Below are 15,823 nucleotides of genomic sequence, written 5' to 3'. Positions count from 1 at the left end.
AACCGCCAAGGTGGTTAGGACACAAACGGATCATAAAACCATTGTCATTAAAGAGTTTTAAGGCTTCTCCCTGCTCCCCTTCGACTTACTTCGACTGCGCTCAGTACAAGTCGCTCAGGGCAAGCCTGCTCCCTGCTATATATGGGAGGAACTTAATTAACTATATAGACAAACTTAACTGGGAACCTTCCTGGTTTTTATGAACTTCGATGCGGGCTTGAAAAGCTTCTTTGAGGTGGGGCATATGGGTGACAGTCAGTATACAAGCAAAGTCACCAGCGATCGCATTAATAGAGGCAATCAAGCGATCGCATCCTTCCGCATCCTGAGTACCAAAGCCCTCATCTATAATTAACAATTGTAACGCCGCCCCTGCCCTCTGAGCCAATAATTTCGCCAAGGCTAAACGGATAGCAAAGTTGATTCTAAATGCTTCCCCACCAGAATAAGTCTCATAAGCTCGCGTTCCCCTAGAGTCAGCAATTAAAATATCTAAAGTATCAATCAGCTTGGCATTTTTTTTCTTAGCCTTACTACTGCGCCCAGATTTTTGAGTGATAAATTGTACGTGCAATTGATTAGCACTCAACCGCGATAACAGTTGATTTGTCTCGGCTTCTAACTGAGGTAACACATTCTCAATCATCAGTGCTTGGATACCATTTTTACCAAATGCCTGTGCCAATTCCTGATAAACTCGTTGTTCCTGCTTACAAGCTTTTAATTGCTCCTGCTGTTGCTCATACTGATGTTGCAGAGCTTCCAATTGCAGCATTAACTGTTCTAAACGCCCCAAATTCGAGATTTTCTCATCCAGTTGCCGGCGACGGCTGTGAATTTGCTGCTCTAAAGCGTTAATTTGCTCAGTGGGGTTGGCTGACTTCTCTAACTCTTGGGTAATATTGGCAATTTCAGCCACCAATTTTTCCCGTTCCTCCCATCTCTCCTTTCTCGAAACCTCTAAATCTTGCCAGCGTTTCTGGAGTAGGGGATACTGCTGCTGGGCTGATAAAAGTTGTTGATGACGTAATTGCCAAGATTGGGTTTGGCGCACAGCTACGCGCAGGTTGTTATGTTCCTCGGAACTGTAACCAATTTCCCTAATATATTTCTCAAGTTGAGCAATTTCTTGAGCGCAGTCAGAATCAGTTTTATCCTGCTGGATTTGAGTTGTTAATTGGGAAATTGTCCCTTGTAATTCTGGTTTACGGGCAGTTATTTGAGCTTGTCGCTTCGCAGCATCTTTAATTTGCCCTTGTTTAACTTCAGCCCACCGCCAACGGTCTACTTCACTGCGAGCTAGAGCGTGGTCTTGCTCATTGTAATTCAATTTTTGTAAATATTGATCTAATTCCCGCAGTTCTGCTTGCTTGTCAGGGGCGTAATTACTACCTTGTAGCGATCGCTCTAAATGTTGCTTTTCAGTACCCAGTTGTTGTAATTGTTGTTCAGCGTCACTAGTAGCTTGCAGTTGGGCGGCTAACTGTCCTCTTTGTTCTCGTAAGCTGTCATAGGGCGACAACTTTTGATGAATTTCTCGATATTCCTGCCGTAATACCTGGATTTCTCGGTCTGAAACTGCCATTTGTTCCCGAAATACCCACAATTGTCCCTCAGTATCCTGATACTCCGCTTGGGTTTTATCTACCACTCGACTCCAGTGATGTTGGTCTAAAGGACGCTCACACAACGGACAAATTGCGTCGGGGGTACGAAGCATCTGTAATTTTTGCTCCAGTTCCCCCAATAATCTTTCATACTCTCGTTGTTGCGCTTGCAGACGTTCCATAAAATGCCGTCTTTCCTGTCCTTTTTCCTGCACTCGTTGCAGATAAACCTTATCTTTCTCCATCTGCGAAATCTGAACTTCTAAATCTTGCGCTGCTTTTTGTAGTTGCGGTTGACGTTGTGAAGCCCGTTGGAGTTGGTTTTCTGTCGCTTGTAACTGTTCTAGACGTGCTATTAAACCAGCTTGAACTCTATCCAGTTCACCTTGCAAATTTTGCCGTTGTTGTAACAAAGGAGAAACCTGCATTTGCAGTTCATCTAATTCACTCACACGGCGACGGGCGGCGGTAAGTTGTGCTAAAGCAGCCTCGACATCACCAGATTTATTGAGAGTTTGCTGAATTTCTGGCTCTTGTTGTTCTAATGCTGTTAATTGTCCTTGAACTTGTTGCAGTTGTCGTTCCAGTTCGTGAATTTGCTTAGTTAATTCCTGGTTTTTTTGTTGCAATTGTGCCGTTGCACGGGTATATTCTTGGAATTTAGTGGCTAATGCTTCTTCTTGAGCTTGGAGAGTTTGATATTCTGTAAACCCGTGTTGAATTTCAGTTTCCTGATTTAAGATGACTTCTAAATCCGAGAGTTGAGTCTGCACTGCTGATTGTTCTTGTTGCAGGCGATCGCCATCTTGAGTTAAATTTTGATATTGTTGTTTGACAAAATTCAGTTGTTGTTCCCAATTTTGGCGCTGGTGCAGAACAACTTGCAAACTTTGTAATTGAGTATTCTCAAAAGCCTGGACTTGTTGCAGTTGGTTAAGTTGAGCTTCTAATTCCGCTTTTTCAGCCTGTGTTATTTCCCGTTGTTGTAGTTGAATTTGGCTCGACTCCAAACTCCGCTCTAATTCCTCACCCCTAGCTTTCAAATGGCGGGATGTTTCTTTCGCCCGTTCTTCCAACTGATCATATTGATTCAGCTTTAATAACTCTGCTAAAATTTCCTTGCGTTCACTAGGACGCTTGATCATGAACTCATCGGCACGACCTTGACGCAAATAAGCCGAATTAATAAAAGTATCGTAATCCAGTTTGATGTGTTCTAAAATTAAATCTTGGGTAGCCCTGATTCCTTTACCCGTGATGGCGCGAAACCCAGAAGCTGTTTCTATTTGAAATTCCAAAGCACCAGTACCACCCCGAACTCTGGTACGAATTACTTGATATTTCTGCTGATTACATTGAAAAGTATAATCAACCCGAACTTCTTTCGCACCTGAATGAATCACATCATCTTCAATACCGGCACGGCTTTCACCCCAAATCGCCCAGGTGATTGCTTCTAAAAGAGAAGATTTACCCGCACCATTAGAACCACAAATACAAGCAGTATGCAAACCCCGAAAATCTAAAGTTGCATCACGGTAACTGAGAAAGTTTTTGAGGATAAGTTGTACTGGAATCATTCAGGCTATAGCGCCACATCTAATGTTTTACGAACTAGCAGTACAGATGCACTCTTTGATAGTTTAGCTATGTGATTATCACTATTCTAGTCTTTAACTCAGTATTTTTACGAAAATTAACAATTTAATCACCAAATTTTTCGACTATGACTATAGTCATGGTTCAACACAATCAGAAACAATCGCCACAAATCATCGTCATCTTATAGACCACAGACAGCACAAGCATAATCATGATTACCCTTCCGCAATGGAAATCTAGAAGCGCCGCATTTATGGCAATGGCAATTACCACCACTGCTGTAATGCCTATCATTAGCTTTGCTCCTGCTCATGCCCAGTATAATATTAACCAATCGCGGACAGTAACTATTCCCGCTAACTCCAACGTCAGTTTTCCGGTGACATACGACAAAGATAAAATTGTGGTCAATCGCGGGGAAACATTAGACCTGACCTTAAAAATCTCTAACGATATCACCGATAGTTCCAGAAACATCCTAATTCCCAGAAATACGGAAGTCGTAGGAAGACTAGAACCTGTATATTTCGACAACAGAAACACCAATAAGGAGAATATCAGAGGTGTGCGGTTTGTATCACGGGAATTAGTGTTTCCCTCTGGTCGTCGTCAACCAATTAACGCTTCTTCTCAGATAGTCACCAGAACTGAAAAAATCAGTAAAAATGATAGCAGTAAAATCTTAAGAGATGCGGCTATTGGTGCTGGTGCGACTAGTGCTATTTCGTTAATTACAGGTAACCGGAGTATTGAAGTTTTAGAACCTGTAGCTGGTGCGGCGGCTGGTGCTTTAGCCAGTGTACTCCTACGGAAGCAAGAAGTTGAAGTCTTTGTTTTAAGACCTGAAGATGATTTGAGACTAGTACTTAATTCTAATTTAGTTTTAGACCGCTACTAAGCTGCACTAGTAATTTGCATTACCTTTCATAAGCGATCGCCATTGTAACTATTATAGGCGATCGCTTAATTTTTTATCCTGTTTCCTCGCCGTTGATAAACTTCTCCACCCCATTTTCTTTAACTAATGGGAACTCTGATACGGTAATTTCTATCAATATTAATCTATACCAAAAGATAGAGATGATAGATAGTTGAATCCTCAGAGACTAACAGTCAAAAATGTTTCATTAACTGGCAACTATTTTTATTCTTCTCCCGTCTCAGTAAATATATAAGTTCGTTTTAGTTTCCTGTTATTAGTAATTCCTCATGGAATGATTAATTAACTATCAAGCCCCAAAACGGACTATATAGCACCATCCCATTTTAATTTGTGAAATACTCATATTCATCCCGCTTCTGTCAGATGCCATGCTTAATTTGACCAAAGCAGACATCTTTATCAAGAAATGGTCTGAAGTAAAAGTCATCTGTGTTTATCTGTGTTTAATTCCTTATTACTTGTAATAAACTCACCCAATACCAGATATAAACATTAATTTGACACAGGATAAATATGAATTTTTCAAATTACCAAAGATTGGGGTTCAACTGATTAAAAGAGAAAAACTTAGGAACTTTTAATCCCACGAATTGTCTAAAGAAAATAAGAGAAACAAATTAATTTTACTGGAGTAAAGAGCAATGTTTAATTTAAATCGTTGGCAATCTGGAACTGCAACTTTGATGGCTGTAAGCGTCACAGTAGGAACTGTAGCACCCTTTATTGGAGCCACACCATCTTTAGCACAAACCAGATTTTCTGATGTTTCATCTAACTATTGGGCAGCACAATTTATTGATCAATTATCACAGAGAGGTGTGATTGCTGGTTTTCCTGATGGTAGTTTCCGTCCCGAAGAACCAGTAACCCGCGCTCAATTTGCTTCCATGCTTGATAGCGCTTTTTCAAAGCAAGCAGAACGGCAAGGAATCAATTTTGTAGATGTTCCTAGTAATTTTTGGGCATCTAATGCCATTAGACAATCTTATACAAAGGGTTTCCTATCAGGATATCCCGGTAATCGTTTCGAGCCTAATCAAGCTATCCCTCGCCAACAAGTTTTGGTTTCTTTAGCCAACGGTCTCGATTATTCTCCTACAGCTAATACCCAAACAACTCTGCAAACTTTCAGCGATAGCTTTAATATTGCTGACTGGGCGCGTAGTCCCATCGCCGCCGCCACTGAAAAGCGAATTGTGGTCAACTATCCGAATGTGAGCTTCCTCAACCCCACTGGAACCGCTACCCGCGCCCAAGTAGCAGCTTTTATCTATCAGGCTTTAGTCAGTTCTAATCAAGCTTCAGCGATTGTTTCACCCTATATCGTCGCGCTGCAACCCACAGGAGCAATATCTGTAACTATTCCTCAAGGGACAGCTATTCCTATCAAGTATGATCAGGCGGAGAAGATTCTGGTCACCAAGGATGAAACAGCACCTTTGACCCTGACAGTAGACCAAAATGTTGTGACTCAAGAAGGAACTGTTGTGATTCCAGCTGGTAGTCGAGTAGTCGGAAAACTTCAACCGGCTCAAGGTGGTTCGCAATTTGTGGCGGATAAGTTAGTCTTGACTACAGGTGAAGAGTATCCCATCAATGCGTCTTCTGAAGTTATTACTAAAACTGAAACCATTAGAAAAGGTACTAGCACTAATACAATTCTCCGGAATACTGTGTTAGGTGGTGGTGCGGCGGCTGCGGTTTCTGCTGTTACAGGCGATCGCGCAGTGGCTACAGAAGAAGTCCTGGGTGGTGCAGTGATTGGTGGTTTATTTGGTCTGTTCTTTGGTAGAGATCGTGTTGAATTAATCTCCATTGAACCAAATACAGATTTACAAATGACAATTAATCAACAATTCCTCGTTTCAGTCAAATAGTTGTGAGTCATGGGGAAGTTAGAATCTCACATCCCCTCATCTCCTTTCATCGGTAACCAAATTATAAAAGTAGTTCCTGGTGCATTGGCTGAAGTCATAGTTGAGTTAATAGCAGGGCTGAAAATTTCAATTTCACCCTGCATTTGTTTGATTAATTCTTTGGCGATCGCTAGCCCCAAACCACTACCAGGAATTGCCGTTTGCGCCTGTATTCCCCGATAATGACGTTCTCCTAAATGTGCTAGATCTTCTGGGGGAATGCCTTTCCCTGTATTACTAATAATTATTCCTTGAAAGTTAGCTTTTTCTGCTCCTACTTCAATCGCAATTTTGCCTCCTGGAGGCGTATATTTTAAAGAATTATCAATAATATTACTCAGAACTTCTTGTAAGGCTTTGACATTAGCTTTTACTAAGGGTAAATTTTCAGGAATTTCTACTAAAAATTGCAGATGGCGTTCCTGTGCTATAGCTTCAGCCGACACTAATAATGGTGTTAATAAATCAACTATAAAACAATCAGTTTCTTTCTCTCCTGTTCCCGGCAATAATAGCAATGGCTGGGTTTCTTTTTGGACAGTTGCTTCCACAAAATCTTGGTTTTCATTTAATGACAAGGGGGCTAAATCTGCCTCTGTCCAGTCAATTACTTGATCGAACTTTTGGAGTAATTCTTCTAGGCGATCGCTTTCCCGGACGATGTTCGCCCCCACATCGCGGTTGGGATCACCTGGTCGCAGTCGTTTTAATAGCAGTTTCCCGAAGGTGCGTAATGCAGTTAACGGGTTACGAAACTGGTGTAGGAGGTTATCGAGCAAATCTCGCTGCTGTTCTTGGAGAATTTGTTGTTGATGTAGTTGATGCTGTAACCAGGCGCGACGTTGATCTAGAATACAGGCGATCGCCAGCGTCTGGGCTATTTTTTGAATTTCGCTTTGTTCCTGTTCATTCCATACCCGATCTTCTCTAGCCGTCACCAATAGCCCCATCATCACACCTTCATGGATCAAAGGCAGCACAATTTGGTATCTATTCAGCCGAGATTCATCTGAAAAATCTGGTGGCTCTGCATCACCTTTACCTGTCTCCTCCGATGAAATCGGTGATCCCTTCCCTGCTTGCAATAACTTACTTTCTGGTTGAGGAATTACCAAAACATCAGCAACCGTCGCCATCTCCTTTCCTGGTTGTAATACTGCTGTCTCCGGATAAACTACCACAGGAATCAGTTTCGCCTCACCAGCAGGAGCATCTACCAATTCTTGTGTTAAGTAAACAACACTTAAAGACGCACCCAGCCCTTGGGTTAGCAGTGCTATTTGCTCTCGGCACAGAGCAACAAAATCTGAACTGGCAGACATTAACATTTTTTAGCTTTTGCTCAGGATCACAGAATTTGAGGGAAGATAGAAGAAAGTAGCTTTATTTTTTCTCACTCTTTGAATAAAGCTTAACTAAATCTTTGCAGTAATGGTTTGCACCAGGGGATTATATGCTTTACCAATTTCAAATATTATGTTTTCTGTATCAAAAGTTTAAAAAGTATTGATATTTTGAACTAGAACTTATATAATTGCGACGGATTTTGTAGCTATAACTACAGTCTATGGCTTTAAAGAGGAGGAAAATAAGTTGGCTAGAAGACGTAAGCGTAAAAGTCGTCGTCGCCAAGAAGGACGACGCATTCTAGAGCATGTGCCTCAATATAGCATCGAAAGTGGCGAAGAAAAACCTGTGACAGCAGCGAGAAAATTCATTCAAGCTGAAGGAATCGCGCCACCTGCATTGCTACTTGTAAAGCGAAATGAACACACTACAGACCGTTATTTCTGGGCAGAAAAGGGGCTGTTTGGCGCTCAATACGTAGAGGAAAACCATTTCTTGTTTCCCAGCCTGCGGACATTAGAATCTCCAGCAGGAATGGAACCAGTGGCTGTGGCTAGCCGCTAAATCATACATAAATGGTTAACTTTAAAGTGTGGAATATAGGTTCCAATCATCATTTAACTGGTAAAGTTGCGCAGTTTATCAAAATTTTTTGTTTTTTTTAAGTTTGTGACTGATTTGCCAGGATATCCAGTCCAGTTAAATAGACTTAATTGGACTTAATTCGACTTAATCGGAAAATCAACTTCCCGTCCAATCATGTTGGTTTTTAGGAGTTGATTTCTCATAACATGATGCAGAAAGGAGTCAAATAGAGCAAAATGCATCCGCCAGTGAGAGTTGAGTTGCGCTCTCCTCTAATGGATTGCCCAAGAAGCTCTGTAAGCAGATATAGTTTTTTCCCTACGATGCCATATTGTAGGGAAAATTATGTCTATTCAGCAGATTGTAACTGTAACGCTCTCTGCAACTCCATAAGTTCGTCTCGATGAGCAATAATAGTAATTTTGCTTGGAGAAGATAGTTCACCCCGGTTAGCTTCTTCTATCTGGAAACTTACCGTCTCAACTCTTCCGGATTTTTTCCAATAAAACATACCGCTTAAAGGTGAAAGTATTACCAATGTCAGAAACCAAGTACCGAAGTTAGGAAAAAGTAGGGATAAAACCAAAGCCAGACAGAGCATACCCGCAAATGATAGCAGCGTTAAAAACACAGCTAAAAACCAACTCGGTTGCACAAACCCCTCAAAAGTTACTTGATTTTTGTCTCCGTCTATTGCGGCTACTTGATAAGAACGTGAGCGAAAGTACTCCTTAACTCTTGGCATTAAAGCAGCTTCGTCTTGTTCAGAGACAAGTTCTGCTTTTGTTATCCGGTCTTTAGTCGAAGCCCGAATAAAGAAAAACAGCCCCACTGATAACAACAAAGTCAGCAGTAAGGTAGATGGTAAAATTGGATTATCCATAAGTAAATTATGATTATTTGTATGGGAGTAGAGCTATTTACGATCAATTATTCATTAATTTATCCTCCCCTTACTGTAATCTTGCCAAAGATGCGCCAAATTCCCTGATTGTTCTTGCCATTCTAGAGAAACTTGGTACATCCGCCTAGGTCTTCCGCGCCCTTCCAGTTTCTTCCAATACCCAGTAATAGCCCTTTCATCTTCCAGAAATTTGATCGCACTGTATAGCACAGTATCCGAAAGCCGATAGGTGGGATATTCAGTTTCCAGTCGCTGGATCAACTCAGTTCCGTAGGATTCACCTTGCAATAAAATATACAAAATGTAGCAAACGGCTAGCTCCTGACAAAGATAAGTTGGCGGAGGATTCTCAAAGAATTGATATATATCCTCAAGTTTCATGGTTTAGTAAATGGCTAAAAAATGCCTGATAATAGTGGTATCTACAATCCTGGTAAACAGTATATAGTGCTACTAGAAAATAAGCAGTGATATAGGACTACTTACGCCGATTTTTGCCAGAGTAAACATTGTAAATCTAGCCACACGCTTCAGTCGCGGGACGAATATACAGGTTTTAGGAGCGCAAAATATTACGTTCCTACTCAAGTTATAGGTGTGTTAAAGAGGAGCAATTAAAGCGATCGCCTGGCCACTGTCACAGTGTCAAGTGATGCCACACTAGTTAGAAGTGCTGAAGCAGCAAATACCATCGAAGAAATTCTACAAGGAAAATGCCACTTTGTCTGCAAAAGTTAATAAACACTTTGTTTTACAGTAATTATCCCAGGGACTGGGTTAAAAGCCTAAATACTTACATCCCATCTAGTAAGTGTGATATTAAATTTAACAAGTCCTTACGATATTGGTAATCAGTATGTCAGAAAACTCCGATAGCCCATCTTCTTCCTCTACTCTCCGCGCGATCGCCAAAACCTTTCGCCTCACAGGTTGGATTAGCTTTTGGATTCAATTAGTCTTAGGTGTTGTTTCTGCCATTATTGTCCTGCTGTTTGCCATCTTTAGTCAGAGACCAGATAGCAGCAGTAATAATCCTGGGACTGGGTTTGGCGTATTTTTAGCAGTTTGCGGCATAGTAATTTTAGCTGGCGGTATTTATTTAGCTTTTCGTTACACCCAAATTGGGAGTCAATTACAATCCTCAAATTCCAGCAACCGCCCTCGTAAAAGTGAGACATTGCAAGTTTTACGCCTGGGACTGTGGATAAATTTAGTGGGAATGCTCGTCACATTATTGGGTTCACAAGCCATAGTGGGGACATTGGTAGCCAGGTCAATATCTCCCCAAGCAGCAACTACTCAATTATTTGACCCCACCCGGATTATTAGCGGTCTAGATATGCTGGTAGTACAAGCAAACATCAACACCGTCTCAGCCCACTTCGCAGGACTAGCAGTTTCCATTTGGCTACTGAATCGCATTACCAAAAGTTAAAAACGCAAGTCAGAATCAGAATTAATATAGGATTTTCTAGCTTTAGCGAAATTGGCAAAGCAGAACTTTAGATTCACAATAGCTTTCATAGCAAGCAAGCCAAAATCAGTATATGCTGATGTTTTGGCAAAAAGACACTAGAGAAAAAACAAAAGAAAAATCTGTGCTGGATATTAAGCAAATACGGGAAAATCCCCAATTAATCCAAGAACGCTTGAACAGTCGTAGTGGTAAATACGACATCGCACCCATATTAAATTTAGATAAGCAGCAACGGGAACTGGAAGGGACACGCAGTCAACTCCAAGCCCGTAGTAACGAAATTGGTAAAACCGTCGGACAGAAGATTAAATCTGGTACTGATCCTAAATCTCCAGAAATTCAAGACCTGCGGGACGAAGGTAACTCCGTCAAAACTCAATTAAGTGAACTGGAACCCCAAGAAAAAGCCCTCAAAGCCGAAATTGAGCAACTGCTGCTAGCACTTCCTAATTTACCCAGTGAGTTCACACCTCTTGGCACAAGTGAAGATGATAATCAAGAAGTCCGACGCTGGGGGGATGAATATTTACCTGAAAACCCGAAGATTATTCCCCATTGGGAAATCGGCGAAAAAATGGGTATTCTCAACTTTGAGCGGGCTGTGAAAGTTGCCCAAAGTCGGTTTGTAACTCTGGTTGGTGCAGGTGCGGCTTTAGAAAGGGCATTAATTCAGTTTATGCTGAAGACGCAAACGGAAGCCGGCTATGTAGAAGTTAGTCCGCCCTTGTTAGTGAATACTGACGCTTTAACCGGAACTGGTCAGTTACCGAAGTTTGCGGAAGAAAGTTTTAAATGTGCTGATGATGAATTGTGGTTGATACCCACAGCAGAAGTTCCCGTAACTAACCTTTACCGGGGAGAAATTTTAGCTGCGGAAGAGTTACCAATTTATCACTGTGCTTATACTCCCTGTTTTCGTCGGGAAGCGGGAAGTTATGGGCGAGATATGCGGGGTTTAATTCGTCTGCATCAATTCAATAAAGTTGAGTTAGTAAAAGTTGTTCATCCTAGTTCTTCTTTTGATGAATTAGAAAAATTGGTAGTCAATGCCGAAGCAATTTTACAAGCTTTAAAATTACCTTATCGAGTCATTAATTTATGTACTGCTGATTTAGGTTTTGGGGCTACTAAAACTTATGATTTAGAAGTATGGCTACCTTCTTCTGGTAAGTATCGAGAAATTTCCAGTTGTTCTAATTGCGTTGATTTCCAAGCACGGCGGGCTGATATTCGCTTTAAGGAAGCTGGTAAAAAAGGGACACAATTTGTCCATACTTTAAACGGTTCCGGTTTAGCTGTGGGTAGAACTATGGCGGCGATTTTGGAGAATTATCAGCAACCAGATGGGACAATCAAAATACCAGAAGTGTTACAACCTTTCTTAGGAAGGGAAGTTTTGTGATTTAGATATCTGCTGAGAAAGTAGAGGCGTTTTAGGTTGCGTCTCTACTAAAATTTTGGATAATCTACCAAGTTGATAATATTAAAAATCACACTTATCAAACCAACGTGGTATCTTATTTTTAGACTTTAGAAAGTAGTACATGATATTTTTAGCAGTAGCATATGTTTTTATTAGAGGCTTAGATAATATTACATTCCATATTGAGTCTTTATCTCCTCCTCTATAATTTCTATCGCTTGTTTTCATATGAATAATACGATGACGAATACTTTGCAATTTCTGAAAGTCTTCCCATATTGTCTTATCATCTTTTAGACTTTTAATTTTAAGAACAGCAGGAAGAACATCTCTTAATTTTATATCTAAACTTAGATGCCTTTCAATTTGCTCTTTGTTATAATTCTTAGGAGATTTTTTTTTATCTACAACGATGTGAATATATTCATCTGGCAATTCTTCATTCACAAATGATTCTAATGAAGTATACGCAAAGACTATTGATGCCATCATTTGTTCATAGAATGCAAATACATCACTGTCTGGTAAATGACTAAACTCATCCTTATTTGAAAGGCATTTACTAATCAATTGTTCAGCTTGTAGATGAGATATTTGGGACAAATTGAGAAGTAATGCAGTAGCATTAGGAATGCTAATACCAATATCTTCTTTCCCATGATAAATTATTGCGGCTTCTGTCACTGCTGTTCCAGGAGGTACAGGAGTTGATGATCCAGGAGGAGTAAATGGGGCTGTAGTCCATGTCAGATTATTGATGCGCCAATCCATTCTACTTATGTGTTCTGGAGTCTGTTCATCCATACATTTACTAAATTAGTAATCTATTTGTTTTCACTATAACCTTAAGTAGTGCGATCGCTCATCTTGTAGGGTGTGTTAATGAAATGTAACGCACCATCTTTTATTGATATTTAATCGGTGCGTTACGCTGGCGCTAACGCACCCTACGAATTTAGGAATCGTACAAATCGCTTGATTGTATATCGAGAATTACATCAACTCCCTAATTCGGAGGATAAACTCCCTATTAAATAAATTTATGAATACTTGAAAACTGCAAATCTTGCGGATTTACAGATAATCCATGTTTGAAAGGATTATAATGAATGTAATCACACTGTACCATAAAATCCTGTTCATCTCGGATTAAATAATCCCAAAAATGATGTTGCTAAAATAATGAAAGCATCTGAATATTTAATTGTGATGAAGGTGGTTTTGTGTGTTAAGTTCCAGCTTTACGCGGATGTTTAGCACAAGGTGAAACTTTAGAAGAAACGTTGCAAGAATTGATAGTTGTGAGAAACTTATGGTTGGAAACAGCCGAAAAATACGGTCAAAAACTCCCAGATATTGAAAATGCGATCGCTAAAGTCAAAGCACTAAGTAGTGTGTAATTATTACTCTTATACTTATAATCGTGTGCAAACAAATTGAATTTGATACAATAAGTTCAATTATGAGCTAGCTGTAGTTGAGATATGGTGAAAGAATTCAGTGTAATTATTGAGAGAGATTCAGATGGTTACTTCGTGGCTTCAGTCCCCAATCTAAAAGGCTGTCACACACAAGCAAAATCCCTAGATGAGCTAATGAAACGTATCCAAGAAGCAATAGAACTTTGTATAGAACTTGAAAATTCTGAAAGTGAACCCTTGGAGTTTATTGGTATTCAGAAAGTGTCAGTCCAAGTATGAGTAAACTCCCCAGTTTGACAGGTACTGAAATAATCAAGGCTTTACAAAAAATAGGTTTTGCTGTGGCCAGGGTTAAAGGTAGTCATCATATTCTTATTCATCCTGATGGGAGGCGTACTGTTATTCCTATTCACTCAGGGGAAAATATAGGGGCTGGATTGCTTTCTCAAATTTTGCGCGATTGTCAGTTAACAAAAGACGAATTGAAGAATTTGTTGTAGCGTTTAGGCGTAGATCATCGTAGCGATCGCACCAGTGCTAACTTGTGAGTTCTTCCAAACTATAATGAGAGAGCCTAAAGGTAAATGACACCTGGATTGCACCATTGAAGGAGAAATCATGTTAGACGAAGTAACTGTTGAACAACGTTTAAATACCCTTGAACAAGCGGTTTTTGATCTCCAGCATAAACTTGAAAGTAAGCTTATATCTGAGAACTGGCTAGAAAAACTCATTGGTTCTGTCTCTAATGAGGAGGTTTTTCTGGAAGCTTTAGAATATGGACGTGCTTTTCGTCAATCTGATAAGCCGGTTAATGAGGATGACGATTAAGGGTGAAATATCTGCTTGATACCGATCACATCAGTTTTTTACAGCGTCGTTCTAGTTCAGAGTTTAGCCGATTAACCATGAGGATGGCTCAACACCCAATCACTGATTTTGTCTTATCGGTGGTTAGTTTTCATGAGCAAGTGCTTGGCGCTCATAATTTCATCAATCGTTCCCAGACCAATAGCGATATTACTCGCGGATATACACTTTTGTTAGAAATTCTAGAAAGTTTCGCAACTGCCCCCATTTTGCCATTTGATGCTGGGGCGATCGCAGTATTTGATGAATTGCGAGAACAAAAAGTTAGAATTGCGACGATGGATTTAAGAATTTCCGCGATCGCTATATCTCGTAATTTAGTATTATTGACCCGAAATATTGGTGACTTCGGCAAAGTTCCAGGTTTAGTGACAGAAAATTGGACTATATAGAGTAGATGTAGCAGTGCGTAGCCAGTCGTAGCGATCGCTTGAATATTGTAAGTAAAATATTTACATTGGTAAAAGCAGATTTAGACAGATGGAGGTTTATGATTCCCATCAATGAAGCTCAACAGCAGTTACAGAATTTAATTGATTCCGTAAATCAATCCCATCAACCCATTGTGATTGCAGGACAAAGTAGCAAGCAATGCAGTGTTATTGTCTGAAGCTGACTGGACATCTGTACAAGAAACCCTGTATCTTCTCTCACTACCAGGGATGAGGGAATCAATTAGAGAAGGACTAGCAACGCCGATTGAGGAGTGTGATCGGGAGTTAGGATTTTGTATGGAATAGTGCGATCGCAACAGCGCTAACTTGTCAGTTCTTCCAAACTATAATAAGAGAGCGCAAAGGTAAATGAGACGTGGATTGCCATGCTAAAAAGTTATGAAGCTATTTATGAAAACGGTCAAGTAACATGGGTATCGGAACAGCCCCAAGTTAATGCTGCTCGTGTGATTGTCACTATTATAGAAGAAACTTTTCCAGCGAAAAAACGGCGCACTCCCCCAGCATCTATTGCTGGTAAGGGCAAAACCTTGGGAGATATTATCAGTCCTATTGTGAACGAAGAAGAGTGGGAATGTCTGAATTAATAGTCCTCGATACCCATATCTGGTTCTGGTTTGTTACTCAAGATTTTGCACGATTTCCCACTCGGTGGAGAGAAGCTATCGAAACGGCTGGACAGGTTGGTGTTTCGGTGGTTTCTTGCTACGAAATTGCATTGGCACAACAGCGAGGAAGACTGGAATTACCCTGTGCTGCTAATCAATGGTTTCAGGAGGCATTGAAACCCACAGATATTACATTGTTTCCCTTGACGGCGGAAATTGCTTGCCGTGCTGTGGAGTTGTCTCAAATCCATAAAGATCCATTTGACCGCTTGATTATTTCTACAGCACTGGAATATCAAGCAAAGTTAGCCAGTGTTGATGGCTTGTTCTCTAAATATCCTGAACTTGAAACTCATTTAATGAAATAGTCCATTACTGTACCTTAACGTAGGTATAACTCTATTTTTTGAGATTAGTATTTGCAAGTGCGTAGGCGTAGCCAGTCGTAGACATCCCTTCACTCAACCCAGCCATTGTCTGATCCCGTAGGATGTGTTCAGACTCCTTAGCCATTCCTTAACTATTACCAAAAAACTGGGTCTAAAGCCTCGCCGTTCTACGGCGACTTTTATATGATATAATTTGTTGCGTATAAGTTTTCCACGTAAAATGATTGTCTTAGAGTTCAAAGCCAAAGGGAAAACAACTCAATACACCGCTATTTA

Annotated in this window: 17 protein-coding genes; 12 read left to right on the top strand and 5 right to left on the bottom strand. The window is 40.4% G+C overall.

All coding sequences use genetic code 11. From position 1 onward, the window contains the following. Positions 1-160 precede the first annotated feature (160 nt). Positions 161-3,187 carry an SMC family ATPase gene (locus VB620_RS11220; RefSeq protein WP_323196235.1) on the bottom strand — a complete coding sequence of 1,009 codons (3,027 nt, stop codon included), beginning with the start codon at positions 3,185-3,187 and terminating at the stop codon, positions 161-163. A gap of 233 nt (positions 3,188-3,420) precedes the next feature. Here VB620_RS11220 and VB620_RS11215 point away from each other — a divergent pair, with 233 nt between their 5' ends. Together VB620_RS11215 and VB620_RS11210 are read left to right on the top strand one after the other, a co-directional pair. Next, positions 3,421-4,107: a conjugal transfer protein TrbI gene (locus tag VB620_RS11215; RefSeq protein WP_323196234.1), complete on the top strand. Its 687-nt coding sequence runs from the start codon at positions 3,421-3,423 to the stop codon at positions 4,105-4,107. A gap of 686 nt (positions 4,108-4,793) precedes the next feature. Then, on the top strand, positions 4,794-6,029 hold the full coding sequence (locus VB620_RS11210) for an S-layer homology domain-containing protein (protein WP_323196233.1): 1,236 nt from the start codon (positions 4,794-4,796) through the stop codon (positions 6,027-6,029). Between the two features lie 26 nt (positions 6,030-6,055). On the opposite strand, the gene VB620_RS11205 is transcribed toward VB620_RS11210, so the two are convergent. Then, entirely contained in the window at positions 6,056-7,396 is a 1,341-nt protein-coding gene (locus VB620_RS11205; RefSeq protein ID WP_323196232.1) for a GAF domain-containing sensor histidine kinase, read from the bottom strand. Between the two features lie 265 nt (positions 7,397-7,661). On the opposite strand from VB620_RS11205, the gene VB620_RS11200 reads away from it, so the two are divergent. Next, positions 7,662-7,979 (top strand): DUF3155 domain-containing protein, encoded by a 318-nt coding sequence (locus tag VB620_RS11200; protein WP_323196231.1) that lies wholly within the window; start codon positions 7,662-7,664, stop codon positions 7,977-7,979. 370 nt (positions 7,980-8,349) lie between these two features. Here the strand turns inward: VB620_RS11200 and VB620_RS11195 are convergent, their stop codons facing one another. Continuing rightward, a complete protein-coding gene (locus VB620_RS11195) occupies positions 8,350-8,883 on the bottom strand; it encodes a cofactor assembly of complex C subunit B (protein WP_323196230.1) in 534 nt (177 codons plus the stop codon). Positions 8,884-8,937: 54 nt separating this feature from the next. Continuing rightward, positions 8,938-9,285 carry a PadR family transcriptional regulator gene (locus tag VB620_RS11190; protein ID WP_323196229.1) on the bottom strand — a complete coding sequence of 116 codons (348 nt, stop codon included), beginning with the start codon at positions 9,283-9,285 and terminating at the stop codon, positions 8,938-8,940. Between the two features lie 475 nt (positions 9,286-9,760). Here VB620_RS11190 and VB620_RS11185 point away from each other — a divergent pair, with 475 nt between their 5' ends. Further along, positions 9,761-10,339, top strand: a complete 579-nt coding sequence (locus VB620_RS11185) for a DUF3611 family protein (RefSeq protein WP_323196228.1) — start codon at positions 9,761-9,763, stop codon at positions 10,337-10,339. 163 nt (positions 10,340-10,502) lie between these two features. Continuing rightward, positions 10,503-11,783: a serine--tRNA ligase gene (gene serS / locus VB620_RS11180; RefSeq protein ID WP_323196297.1), complete on the top strand. Its 1,281-nt coding sequence runs from the start codon at positions 10,503-10,505 to the stop codon at positions 11,781-11,783. Between the two features lie 81 nt (positions 11,784-11,864). Here the strand turns inward: serS and VB620_RS11175 are convergent, their stop codons facing one another. Next, complete coding sequence (locus VB620_RS11175; RefSeq protein ID WP_323196227.1) at positions 11,865-12,608, bottom strand: hypothetical protein; 744 nt, start codon at positions 12,606-12,608, stop codon at positions 11,865-11,867. A 680-nt stretch (positions 12,609-13,288) separates the two neighbouring features. On the opposite strand from VB620_RS11175, the gene VB620_RS11170 reads away from it, so the two are divergent. From VB620_RS11170 to VB620_RS11140, 7 genes are all read left to right on the top strand, one after another. Next, positions 13,289-13,504 (top strand): type II toxin-antitoxin system HicB family antitoxin, encoded by a 216-nt coding sequence (locus VB620_RS11170; RefSeq protein ID WP_323196226.1) that lies wholly within the window; start codon positions 13,289-13,291, stop codon positions 13,502-13,504. Between the two features lie 14 nt (positions 13,505-13,518). Then, positions 13,519-13,725 (top strand): type II toxin-antitoxin system HicA family toxin, encoded by a 207-nt coding sequence (locus tag VB620_RS11165; RefSeq protein ID WP_323196225.1) that lies wholly within the window; start codon positions 13,519-13,521, stop codon positions 13,723-13,725. Positions 13,726-13,843: 118 nt separating this feature from the next. Next, the gene (locus VB620_RS11160; RefSeq protein WP_323196224.1) at positions 13,844-14,056 is read left to right on the top strand and encodes a transferase hexapeptide repeat containing protein; all 213 of its coding nucleotides are present in this window, start codon (positions 13,844-13,846) and stop codon (positions 14,054-14,056) included. Positions 14,057-14,058: 2 nt separating this feature from the next. Then, positions 14,059-14,487, top strand: coding sequence for a type II toxin-antitoxin system VapC family toxin (locus tag VB620_RS11155; protein ID WP_323196223.1), 429 nt, complete (start codon positions 14,059-14,061; stop codon positions 14,485-14,487). A 210-nt stretch (positions 14,488-14,697) separates the two neighbouring features. Next, on the top strand, positions 14,698-14,835 hold the full coding sequence (locus VB620_RS20945) for a hypothetical protein (protein ID WP_323196222.1): 138 nt from the start codon (positions 14,698-14,700) through the stop codon (positions 14,833-14,835). A gap of 80 nt (positions 14,836-14,915) precedes the next feature. Continuing rightward, the gene (locus VB620_RS11145) at positions 14,916-15,137 is read left to right on the top strand and encodes a hypothetical protein (protein WP_323196221.1); all 222 of its coding nucleotides are present in this window, start codon (positions 14,916-14,918) and stop codon (positions 15,135-15,137) included. Beyond that, positions 15,125-15,526 carry a type II toxin-antitoxin system VapC family toxin gene (locus VB620_RS11140; RefSeq protein WP_323196220.1) on the top strand — a complete coding sequence of 134 codons (402 nt, stop codon included), beginning with the start codon at positions 15,125-15,127 and terminating at the stop codon, positions 15,524-15,526. The genes VB620_RS11145 and VB620_RS11140 overlap by 13 nt, the downstream gene beginning before the upstream one ends. Positions 15,527-15,823 lie beyond the last annotated feature (297 nt).

It is taken from the genome of Nodularia harveyana UHCC-0300 (assembly GCF_034931085.1).
Lineage (GTDB): Bacteria > Cyanobacteriota > Cyanobacteriia > Cyanobacteriales > Nostocaceae > Nodularia > Nodularia harveyana.
This window is presented reverse-complemented; position numbering and strand designations above follow the sequence as displayed.

Excerpts from the sequence above, each read along its gene's own strand:
- VB620_RS11185 (WP_323196228.1), top strand. The coding sequence starts at position 9,761 with ATGTCAGAAAACTCCGATAGCCCATCTTCTTCCTCTACTCTCCGCGCG.
- VB620_RS11175 (WP_323196227.1), bottom strand. The coding sequence starts at position 12,608 with ATGGATGAACAGACTCCAGAACACATAAGTAGAATGGATTGGCGCATC.
- VB620_RS11215 (WP_323196234.1), top strand. The coding sequence starts at position 3,421 with ATGATTACCCTTCCGCAATGGAAATCTAGAAGCGCCGCATTTATGGCA.
- VB620_RS11195 (WP_323196230.1), bottom strand. The coding sequence starts at position 8,883 with ATGGATAATCCAATTTTACCATCTACCTTACTGCTGACTTTGTTGTTA.
- VB620_RS11145 (WP_323196221.1), top strand. The coding sequence starts at position 14,916 with ATGCTAAAAAGTTATGAAGCTATTTATGAAAACGGTCAAGTAACATGG.
- VB620_RS11160 (WP_323196224.1), top strand. The coding sequence starts at position 13,844 with ATGTTAGACGAAGTAACTGTTGAACAACGTTTAAATACCCTTGAACAA.
- VB620_RS11220 (WP_323196235.1), bottom strand. The coding sequence starts at position 3,187 with ATGATTCCAGTACAACTTATCCTCAAAAACTTTCTCAGTTACCGTGAT.
- VB620_RS11210 (WP_323196233.1), top strand. The coding sequence starts at position 4,794 with ATGTTTAATTTAAATCGTTGGCAATCTGGAACTGCAACTTTGATGGCT.
- VB620_RS11205 (WP_323196232.1), bottom strand. The coding sequence starts at position 7,396 with ATGTTAATGTCTGCCAGTTCAGATTTTGTTGCTCTGTGCCGAGAGCAA.
- VB620_RS11140 (WP_323196220.1), top strand. The coding sequence starts at position 15,125 with ATGTCTGAATTAATAGTCCTCGATACCCATATCTGGTTCTGGTTTGTT.
- VB620_RS11190 (WP_323196229.1), bottom strand. The coding sequence starts at position 9,285 with ATGAAACTTGAGGATATATATCAATTCTTTGAGAATCCTCCGCCAACT.
- VB620_RS11170 (WP_323196226.1), top strand. The coding sequence starts at position 13,289 with ATGGTGAAAGAATTCAGTGTAATTATTGAGAGAGATTCAGATGGTTAC.